The sequence below is a fragment of the Achromobacter mucicolens genome, assembly GCF_902859725.1.
GTDB classification, from domain to species: domain Bacteria; phylum Pseudomonadota; class Gammaproteobacteria; order Burkholderiales; family Burkholderiaceae_B; genus Achromobacter; species Achromobacter mucicolens.
The window spans coordinates 43,685-53,378 of the sequence record NZ_CADIJP010000029.1 but is presented as its reverse complement, the minus strand read 5'-3'; the positions used below and the strand labels follow the sequence as shown (position 1 = coordinate 53,378).

Sequence of the window (9,694 nt, the reverse complement as noted above, 5' to 3'; positions counted from 1 at the left end):
AGGGCCGCGCCGCCCGCAGGCCCGGCCGCGCCCGCCCATACCCCGCGACCATCGCCGGCGAGCCGCCCACGACGTAGTGCGTGGCGCGCAGGCGGCGCCCGCGGGATCGCGCGAGCTTGGGGACGTTGGAGCCGATGAGCGCAAACCAACGCAGGCCGAACGCCAGCATGCGGTCCGCACCAGGGCATTCGATCAGCAGAAATTGAGGGGCCCGGTTCACGATCAATACCCTTCCTCGACCTGGGCTGTCACAAGGATGAGGGTGGTATGGCGTTCGGTGGCCGCGCTGTCCAGCCCGCCGGCCACGAGCGGCAAGCCGGGCGCCAGCCGTTGGCGATCATGCTGATCCTGCTTGCGGTCAAAGCCGGCCACGATCATGGGTTGCCCCGGGCGCAGTTCGATCTGCTGCACCGTGCCACTGCCATCGATGGTGATCTGCTGCACCTGAACCTGATTGGCGCTTTCACCGAATGTGATCGTCTTCAGGGGCTGCGCGACCGCGTTGTCATATGCGATCGAAAGCAGGATCTGCCCGTCTTCCTGGATGTCCGGCACCAGCGTGAGGAATGAACCGACGGTTTCTTCCTTTTGGCTGATGGACACCGCAGGCAGCGACCCATTTGCGCCAGTGGACGTCATGCCGGGCATTGCCGTGCTCTGCACGCGATCGATGTACGAGAACGTGGTCCGCACGGCGTGCGAGACCGGCCGGCGGTTCAAGGTAAGAACCGGGATCTTGCTGTGCCGCACGACCGCCCCCATTGTGCTGAGCGCGGAGACGATGGCCTGCGATCCCTGGAATGGCCCTTGGGCCGATGCGGCCTGAAGCAGGCCTGCGCCGGTGACGGGCACGCCCGGCATGGCCAGTCGTGCCGTTGCGCCCGCGGCCGCATACAGCACGTTCCAGTCCAGGCCGCCGGCGGCCTCGGAGCTGGCAATGAGGGTGATCTCCTCGAAAAGGAGGCGGACGCGGCGGGTCAGCGCCTTGTTTTCGCGGTCGAGGTAGCGCGCGACCCGGTCCAGCGCGTCGGGCGTATCGGTGACCACCAGCGCAGCCGCGCCTTCCACTGGCTCTGCGATCACGCCGGATCGCGTGAGGAATGGCAGGATGTTTGCGCGCAGGATGGCGAGCGCGTTGTGCTCGCCTGCGGATAGCGTGGTGTTGGATGTGCTTTCGAATCCCTCGCCTTCCGCGCTGCCAGACCGGCCGAGCCGCACGTCGACCTTGCTGGCCAACGTTAGCGCGCGCAGGTCGAAGACGCGCGTTTCGGTGCGGTAGAACTCGAGCGCGTTGTGTTCGTAACGCCAGTGCACCGAGAAGCGTGCGGCCAGCGCATCGAGCAGATCGGCGAGCGGTTGCGGATCCGCGCGCACTTCGATGCGCGCGGGCGCGGCCAAGGCCACTGAGCCGCTGACGGCCAGACGTGGCAGGAAATGGTCTGGGGCAAGCAACGCGTCCGGACGCACGCGCACTGCGATGCCGGTAGCGGCGGTCAGGCGCTGAGCCAGCGTGGGCAGGTCCGCGTCGTCAGCCAGCATGAGCGTGGTTTTCACGTTTTCACGCAATGCGGGCGGTAGCACGACCTCGCGCGCAAGCGGTTGCGGCTTGCCCGCAAGCCAGGGTGTGGCGACTTCCTGTGCGGCGATGCGGGCCTGACGATCGGTCAAGCCATCGGCATAGGCCGCGTGTCGGGACGCTGCATCCGCATGCTGGGCGCTGGCCGCGCGCCGCATGTCCGTGACCCGTTCAGATACCGAGCATCCGGCGAGGACGCACGAGAGAGACACGCAAGCGAGAGCCCGGCATTTGCGCAAACGAGCGGTGCGGGCACACAGGCTGAGGATCATGCCGCGGCTCCTTTAGGCGTGGCCGCGCGCGAGCACGATTGCGCAAGCGGCACCACACGCAGAACGCGGTTGCCGTAGAAGCAAGGTTGCAGGGGCCGGTCCGCCAGTTCGGTTGCGCCAAGCAGGCCGCGCACGGCGGTCTTGAAGTCACCGGGAAATTCGGCCGTGGCAGCCAGCGGAATGTCGACGTCCACCGCCCAATGCTGCGGTTGGAACGTCCAACCGGCCGAATCGGCCCAGCGCGCAAGGACGGCGCGCAGCGTGGCATCGGGCGGCGCCGCGCGGAACGGGGCCGCGTGCGGGGACACCTGTGCGCCGGCGTTCCCGGCCTCGTGCGCGGTCGGCGGCGCGATGCCCACGGCTTGGGAATTCTGCGTCTGCGGGCCGGCCGGCACGTGCCCGTCCGATCGCGCGGGCGTGTCCGCCGAAAGTGTGATGGACGCGCTGGCATCGCGCGGCAGACGCTGCGATTGATCGGGTCCTGCCGCCGTGGCCAGCGCCAGGCGGGAGGCGGATGCCGGTTCGCGCGCCGGGTTGGCCGCGGCATGCGCGCGCCGCGCCCGCGCGGTCAACCTGCCGCCGCGAAAGGAAAGCCCTTTCCATGCGCCAGCAACCACGACGTAGGGGTCGCGCCGTACGTACGACAAGGGGTGCTCGCCCCCGTCGCCCATGCCGAAGATGGCCGGCAACGGTTGGCCCGGCAAGAACTGCAACCAGGTCTCGCGGCCGTCGTCGAAGACCTGTAGCGGCGCAACGGCGGGATCGCCGGACAGTTGCCAATCGAAGCGGAACCCCTGAGAAGACGGGATGCCGGACTGCCAGGAAGATCCGCCCGCCGGACCGGGGCCCGACCACGAGCATGCGCCAAGGCAAGACAGCCCGGCCGCCAGGAAAAAGATTCGTACCATGCCTCACCGCGAACAAAGGGCGCATCGGAAGCGACACGCATGAGCGGCATGGTGGCCGAGCGCGGAAGGCGCCGCCAGACTGGCATGTACGTAGGGATGGATTCATCCGCCCGTCGGGGCTACGAATTCAGGCGCAAAAAAAACCCGGTCCGAAGACCGGGCTTTGCTTGCTGCGCGTGGCGTGCGGCTTTGCTTGCCGCACGGTTGCGATCAGCGCTGCGTGGCGATGGTGCGGGCCTGCGCGGCAGCGTTGTTCAGTGCGGCAACGGGCGGCACCTTGCCGTCAAAGGCGTCGGTAAGCTCCTTGTTCAGCACGGGCTCGATGCGATCGTAGTTGGCCATGCGGAAGCCGCGGCTGTTCTGGACGGGCTTGGCGCTCATCGAGGCGACAACAGCCTGCGCGCCCGGGATCTTGCTGTAGAACGACACGTCGGAAGCGCGGAACGCGGCTTCCGTCAGCGGCAGGTAACCCGTGCGCTGGTGCCATTCGGCTGCGACGACCGGCTTGGAAAGCCATGCCAGGAACTGCGCGGTGGCTTTTTCCTGCGCCTGCGGGTGGCCTTCCAGCGCCCACAATGCCGAACCGCTGACGAACGGCTTGCCGCCTTCCTTGGTGACTTGCTCGTAGTAGGGCAGCGGCGCGACGCCGAAGTTCAGCGACTTGGTGGCCAGGAACTGGCCAAACGCGCCCGAATTGGCCGTCAGCACTGCGCATTCGCCCTTGGCGAACAGCTTGTCGTTGGTGTTGTCGCCGGAGTAGGCAGTGAACAGCAGCGAACGCTTCCAGCTCACCATCAGCGAGATGTGGCGCATGTACAGCGTGTCGAACTGCATGGCGGGGGCAGCGGACTTCTTGGTGACCGCATCCAGGCCGTTGTTGTTGCTTGTGAACTGCTGGTTGTTGATGGGCGCCAGGTTTTCAAGGTGGACCGCGACCTGGTCGCTGGACGCGTAGGGGCAGTCGATGTCGGCCACGTCGCGCAGCTTCAGCAGTTCAGCCTGCAGCGCGGTCCACGTGCGCGCCGGCTTGTTGGGATCGAGACCGGCCTTCTTGTAGGCGGCGGTGTTGTAGAACATCACGGGCACTTCGGCCATCCAGGGGAAAGCCAGCAGACGGCCCTTGCTGTCGCGCGTGAAATTGCTGGTGGCCGGGATGAACCAGTTCAGGTCCTTGATCGGATACTTGGCCAGCAGTTCGTACAGCGGCAGCACCGCCTTGTGCTGAGCCACGATCTCGGGCGAATGGTTATCGGACAGTTGCAGCAGGTTCGGGCCCTTCTTGGCCTTTACCGCGGACACGGCCTCTTGTTCCAGGGCGGACGGCGAGGCGAAGCCGCGCAGCGTCACTTTGACGTCGTCCTGTTCCTTGTTGTATTGCTTGGCGAGCTTTTCGAACTCGGCCTTGTTTGCGTCTGTCAGGGTGTGCCAGACCTGGATCTCGACGGGTGCGGCATTTGCCACGCCGGCCATCGCCATCGCGGCGCCAAACACCCATGCACGCCGGCTGGCGAACATCGCGCGGGCAACGCCCGCCAATTGCAGTTTCTTCATAGGTTCACAGACCAAGAAAAGGGAATTCCGGTTCTGGCCGCCGTCCACTGATCAGATCGGCCAATGCCCGGCCCGAGCCAACACCCATCGTCCAGCCAAGCGTACCGTGTCCTGTATTGATATACAAATTCGGAATGCGGCTGCGGCCAATGATGGGTACGTTCGAGGGGGTGGACGGGCGCAAGCCCGACCAATAGCTGACGCGCCCGAAATCGAGCGCGTCGGGAAAGAGTTCTTTGGCGAGGCGGGTCAAGGCCTCGCAACGGCCGGTATTCAGACTGCGGGAATAGCCGGACAGTTCCGCCGTGCCCGCCATGCGCAGCCGATCGCCCAAGCGCGAGAAGACGATCTTGTGGCTGCTGTCGGTCAGGCTGACAGTGGGGGTGGCAGCCGGGTTCAGCACCGGAAAGGTGGCCGAATAGCCCTTTGCCGGATAAACGTTGCATGGGATTCCGAGGGGTCGCAGCATCGCGGGGCTGAAGCTGCCCATGGCGACGACATAGGCGTCGGCCGACAGGCTGCCATAGCGGCCGTCGGGTTCGATGAGCTCGACGCCGGTGACGGCGCCGCCGGTGGTCAGGAGCCGGGTTGCGCGTGTGCTGTAGCGGAATTCGACGCCGGCGCGCTCGCAATGCTGGGCGAGCGCGACGGTAAAGAGGTGTACGTCCCCGCTTTCGTCCTCGGGGGTGTAATCGCCGCCCACGATGGTGGCGCGATGCGGCGCCAGCGCGGGCTCGATGGCGATGACTTCGTCGGTAGTCACGACACGGCGTTCCACGCCGAAGTCGCGCATCAGGCCGGCGGCGCGCTGCGAGTTTTCGAATTCGTGGGGATCGCGGTAGAAATTCAGGATGCCGCGCTCGAGGTGGTCGTACTGGATGCCGAGTTCGGCGCGCATCCCACGCAGCGTGGCGCGGCTGTATTCGGCCATGCGAACCATCGCCCGGATGTTGGGAGCGAGCCGGCTGGGAAGGCATTCGCGCAGGAAAGCCAGCCCCCACATCCATTGCCGCCAGTCGAGTTGCGGGCGGAACAGCAGCGGCGCGTCGTCGCGGAACATCCACCTGAGCAGCTTCATCGGCGCCTGGGGATTGGCCCAGGGTTCGGCGTAGGACACGGAAATCTGCGCGCCATTGGCAAGGCTGGTTTCCTGTGCGGGACCGGTGCAGCGGTCAATGACCACGACGTCATGACCCGCCTGGCTGAGCCACCAGGCGCTGGAGATGCCGATAATGCCGCTACCCAATACCGCTACTTTCATGCCTGCATCGCTCCTTGCATGCCGGTTGCGTGCGCGGACCCGATGTCCGCGTACCCCCGGCAGGCCGCTGCCAAAGCAGTTTACCTTGCCGTTTTGCAGCCGCCTAAGTAATAAAAAAACATATTACTTACGACCCGGCCTTCGCCAGATCGGCCTCGGACGTGAACGCGTCCGCGTAGAACTCTTCGGGTGGCAGGCCGTTCTGCGCGCTGAACTCACGGCGCGCGGCATCGACCATCAGCGGGGTGCCGCAGGCATAGACCTGATGCCCGGACAGGTCCGCGATGTCTTGCATCACGGCTTCGTGGACAAAGCCGGTGCGGCCGGTCCAATTGTCTTCCTGCAGCGAGTTGGACACCACCGGGACGTAACGCAAGTTCGGCAGCTGGGCCGACCAGGACTGCGCCAGCGCGTCCATGTAGAGGTCTTGCGGACGGCGGCCGCCCCAATACAGCGCGACGGGCCGGGTGATGTTCTTGTGGATCATGTGTTCGACGATCGCCTTGACCGGCGCAAAGCCCGTGCCGCTGGCCAGCAGCACGATGGGCTTGTCGCTGTCTTCGCGCAGGAAGAACGATCCGAAGGGCCCTTCCAGGCGCAGGATCTCGCGTTCCTTCATCTGCGTGTCGCCGGCGCCGAAGACGTGATCGGTGAAGAGCCCGCCCGGCATGTGCCGGATGTGCAGCTCCAGCGGGCTGCCGGTGTGCGGCGCGCCGGCCATCGAATAGCTACGGCGGCGGCCGTCCTTCAGAATGATTTCGACGTACTGCCCGGCGTAGTAGCGGAACTGCTCGGAGGCCGGCAGTTGCAGCTTCAGCACCGTGACGTCCGGCGCCACGCGCTCCATGCTCTGGACACGCGACGGCAGCTTGCGGATCTGGATGTCGCTGGCCAGCCGGACTTCGGTGGACTCGACCACGAGGTCGGACTCGGGACGAGCCTGGCAGAACAGCGTGTAGCCGTCGGCCAGTTCCTCGGGCGACAGGATCTGCGCGGGGTACTGGCCGGCGTCGAACTCCCCGGAAACCACTTTGCCCTTGCACGTGGAGCACGCGCCGTTGCGACAGCTGTAAGGCAGGACGATGCCCGCCGCCAATGCGGCGTCGAGCACGGTCTGGCCGGGCTCGACCGGGAATTGATGCTTGCTGGGTTGAATGATGACCTGGAAGCTCATGATGAAACGGTTCAGAGGCGACGAAGCGCTATCCGGGTATGCCGGAAAGGCGCCTCGCCCGGCCCGGCGTCATGCCGGGAACTTGCGGATTTCCTTGACGCGGTTGGCGTCGTCCACCAGCACCACCTGGGGCTTGTGCGTGGCCGAATCTTCTTCGGACATGGGGCCGTACGTGCAGATGATCAGCAGGTCGCCCACCTGTGCCCGGCGCGCCGCCGCGCCGTTCAGCGAGATGGCGCCGCTGCCGCGCGCGGCCTTGATGATGTAGGTGTCGAAGCGTTCGCCATTCGTCACGTTGTAGAGTTCGATGCGTTCGAACTCGCGCATGCCGGCAGCGTCGAGGAGGTCTTCGTCGATGCCGCAAGACCCTTCGTAGTGAAGGTCGGCTTCGGTGACCGTGACGCGGTGCAGCTTTGCCCGCAGCATGATGCGTTGCATAAAAAATTCCTGGTTCCGCGGCCCGGACCGCGAAGTGTTGCATGGTTGATGCCCGGCATCCGGATTTGCCGTCGAAAGCCGGTATTCTATAATTTTTGCCGCAACGGGACGGCCCGTTGCTGCGCACAGTCAAACGGCTGGCGCGTTTTCCGGGGACGACCCCATTTATGCCGGCGGCTTGCCGGCAGCGTAACTTGGGAGTCGTGAATGACCTGGATCATCCTGGTATTGGCCGGCCTGTTCGAAATCGTCTGGGCCGTCGGCTTGAAATACACGCACGGATTCACCCGGCTGTGGCCGTCCGTTGGCACCGTGGCCGGCATGCTGGCCAGTTTCTGGCTGCTGGCCTTGGCCATGAAAACCCTGCCCCTGGGCACCGCCTACGCGGTATGGGTAGGGATCGGCACGATCGGCGCCTTCGTGGCAGGCATCGTGCTGTTCGGGGAATCGGCGAGCTGGCTGCGCATTGCCAGCGTCGCGTTGATCGTGCTGGGTCTGGTTGGCCTGAAGCTGTCCACGCCATAAGGCTCGGGCCGCTCAAGGCATAAGGCCTGGCCTGGCGCAGGCCCCTCGGGGCGGCGCGTCAGAAATCCAGTTCGATCTCGACCGCGTCGCCCACCTTCAGCCGCGCGCCCGCCGGCGCATCCAGAATGGCGTTCTGGCCGAACACCACGCCGATGTCCAGATTGCGGTAACCCGCCAACGTGCGGCCCGGCTCCTCGTATTGCTTGGCCGTGCGCTGGTCGATGTCGGGAATCGAGCAACGCGTGCACGGCTTGACGAACGCCATGCGCACGCCAGCCGCCGTGATCATGGCGGTGTGGTCTTCCTCGAAGGCTTCCCATTCGCCTTCGACCACGATATTGGGACGGAAGCGGTCCATCGGCACCGGATCTGCCCCCTTGGCCTTCAGGCGGCCATTCAGGTCGTCCAGCGACGCCTGGTTGGCGATCAGCAGCGGAAACCCGTCGGCAAAACCAAAGCAGTGCTCGCCGACGAAAGCGTCGGCCAGGTCGGGATGCGCATCCACCCAGCGTGACACCCAATCGGGCTTGGCGTCGCGGCGCGCCGCGGCGTCCACCTTGAGCAGGCCGCACGGAGTCTGCAGGAACTGGGACAGCCACTGGGCGGCAGCCTCGCTTTCGCGCCGGGCCGTGGTGGTGTCGCTCCAGACGCCAACCGAGCGTGCCTCGCCGTGCAGACCCGACCCGTCCAGCGCGACGTCCAGGTCTGCCATGCCGGGCGCCGACAGCCGCAGCGCGTGCGCGGTGAGCGCCGTGCGGATGAGCGCCATGGCTGGCCATTGCCGCTGCGTCATGAACTGGCCCGCCGCGTCCACCACCATCCAGCGCCGGTCATTGGCCAGCCCCGCCCGGTCGATCGGCGATTCGGTCAGGTCGATGCCCGCGCAGGATTTGACGGGATAGATATGCAGGCTGAGGATACGTGCGGACATGGCGGCGATGGATCAACGGGTGACGGATGCCGCAGAGAATACAAGAAATGCGGCACGCCGGGCCGCCTGAAAGAGACAAAAAAAGCCCGGGACAAGCCCGGGCCAGATCAGGTGGCGGTTGCTCAGCCGCCCACCAGCTTCAAGGTGTCAAGCGGCGTCACCGCCTTGAACCCCTTGCGCGTCGCGATGTGCTCGGGACGCGGGGTCAGCCCGTACTTGGGCGGATTCAGGGTGTTCTCCATGCTGTTGTAGACCATGAAGACGTTGGACCGCGGCCACGGCGAGATGTTGCTGTTCGAGCCGTGCATGGTGTTGCAGTCAAAGAACACCACCGAACCGGCCTTGGCCGTCATCGTGCGGATGCCGCCCTGCTCCACCAGCAGTTGCAGGCTGACGGGATCCGGCACCCCGTACTCCTGCTTCTTCAGGGACTGCTTGTAGTGCTCATTCGGCGTCTCGCCGACGCACGAAATGAACTGGCGATGCGAGCCGGGCACCAGCATCAGCGGGCCGTTGCACTCGTTGTTGTCGGTCAGCAGCACCGAGCAGCTGAGCGCGCGCATCGACGGCATGCCGTCCTCGACGTGCCAGGTCTCGAAGTCGGAGTGCCAATAGAACTCCTTGCCCTTGAAGCCCGGCTTCATGTTGGCGCGCGACTGGTGAATGTAGACCTCGGAACCGAGAATCTGGCGCGCCACGTTGACCAGGCGCGGATCCCGCACCAGGCGGGCCAGCATGGGATTGAGCACGTGCACCATGAAGATGGAACGCACGGCGTTGCTGCCCGGCTCGGTGATGGCCTCTTCGCGACGCACGATGGACGGGTCGCGCGTCATGCGCTCGACCTCGGCCGAGAGCGCACGCACCTCGGCCTCCGAGAACAGGTCTTCCAGCAGCAGGAAACCGTCGCGGTCGTACTGGCCCACCTGTTCGGTGGTCAGTGCGCTGGCGTACTTGCCGTCTTCATAGACGACGGGGTCCTGGCGGGAAATGATGGCGGAACTGCGATCCGTACGGGAGGCGTACGGATCCTGCGCGGGAGAGATCATGCGTACCTC

At 65.6% G+C, this 9,694-nt stretch carries 9 protein-coding genes and 1 pseudogene; 1 reads left to right on the top strand and 9 read right to left on the bottom strand.

The window, feature by feature from the left end:
- The 7 genes and pseudogenes from HV786_RS25765 to panD all read right to left on the bottom strand — a co-directional run.
- Positions 1-220: pseudogene (locus HV786_RS25765) on the bottom strand (hypothetical protein); the annotation flags it as partial.
- Between the two features lie 2 nt (positions 221-222).
- Complete coding sequence (locus HV786_RS25760) at positions 223-1,848, bottom strand: hypothetical protein (RefSeq protein WP_128830185.1); 1,626 nt, start codon at positions 1,846-1,848, stop codon at positions 223-225.
- Positions 1,845-2,756 carry a TrbG/VirB9 family P-type conjugative transfer protein gene (locus HV786_RS25755; protein ID WP_175212018.1) on the bottom strand — a complete coding sequence of 304 codons (912 nt, stop codon included), beginning with the start codon at positions 2,754-2,756 and terminating at the stop codon, positions 1,845-1,847. The genes HV786_RS25760 and HV786_RS25755 overlap by 4 nt, the downstream gene beginning before the upstream one ends.
- A gap of 210 nt (positions 2,757-2,966) precedes the next feature.
- Entirely contained in the window at positions 2,967-4,307 is a 1,341-nt protein-coding gene (locus tag HV786_RS25750) for an extracellular solute-binding protein (protein ID WP_056315647.1), read from the bottom strand.
- A gap of 4 nt (positions 4,308-4,311) precedes the next feature.
- Entirely contained in the window at positions 4,312-5,568 is a 1,257-nt protein-coding gene (locus HV786_RS25745; RefSeq protein ID WP_128827931.1) for a D-amino acid dehydrogenase, read from the bottom strand.
- A 127-nt stretch (positions 5,569-5,695) separates the two neighbouring features.
- On the bottom strand, positions 5,696-6,742 hold the full coding sequence (locus HV786_RS25740; RefSeq protein WP_128827930.1) for a CDP-6-deoxy-delta-3,4-glucoseen reductase: 1,047 nt from the start codon (positions 6,740-6,742) through the stop codon (positions 5,696-5,698).
- A 69-nt stretch (positions 6,743-6,811) separates the two neighbouring features.
- Positions 6,812-7,180, bottom strand: a complete 369-nt coding sequence (gene panD / locus HV786_RS25735; protein ID WP_050446262.1) for an aspartate 1-decarboxylase — start codon at positions 7,178-7,180, stop codon at positions 6,812-6,814.
- Between the two features lie 207 nt (positions 7,181-7,387).
- Between panD and sugE the strand changes: the two genes are divergently transcribed.
- Positions 7,388-7,705: a quaternary ammonium compound efflux SMR transporter SugE gene (sugE, locus tag HV786_RS25730; protein ID WP_128827929.1), complete on the top strand. Its 318-nt coding sequence runs from the start codon at positions 7,388-7,390 to the stop codon at positions 7,703-7,705.
- 58 nt (positions 7,706-7,763) lie between these two features.
- Here sugE and HV786_RS25725 read toward each other — a convergent pair whose 3' ends face one another.
- Positions 7,764-8,636: an MOSC domain-containing protein gene (locus HV786_RS25725; protein ID WP_128827928.1), complete on the bottom strand. Its 873-nt coding sequence runs from the start codon at positions 8,634-8,636 to the stop codon at positions 7,764-7,766.
- 122 nt (positions 8,637-8,758) lie between these two features.
- Positions 8,759-9,685, bottom strand: coding sequence for an ectoine hydroxylase (thpD, locus tag HV786_RS25720; RefSeq protein WP_056315639.1), 927 nt, complete (start codon positions 9,683-9,685; stop codon positions 8,759-8,761).
- Positions 9,686-9,694 lie beyond the last annotated feature (9 nt).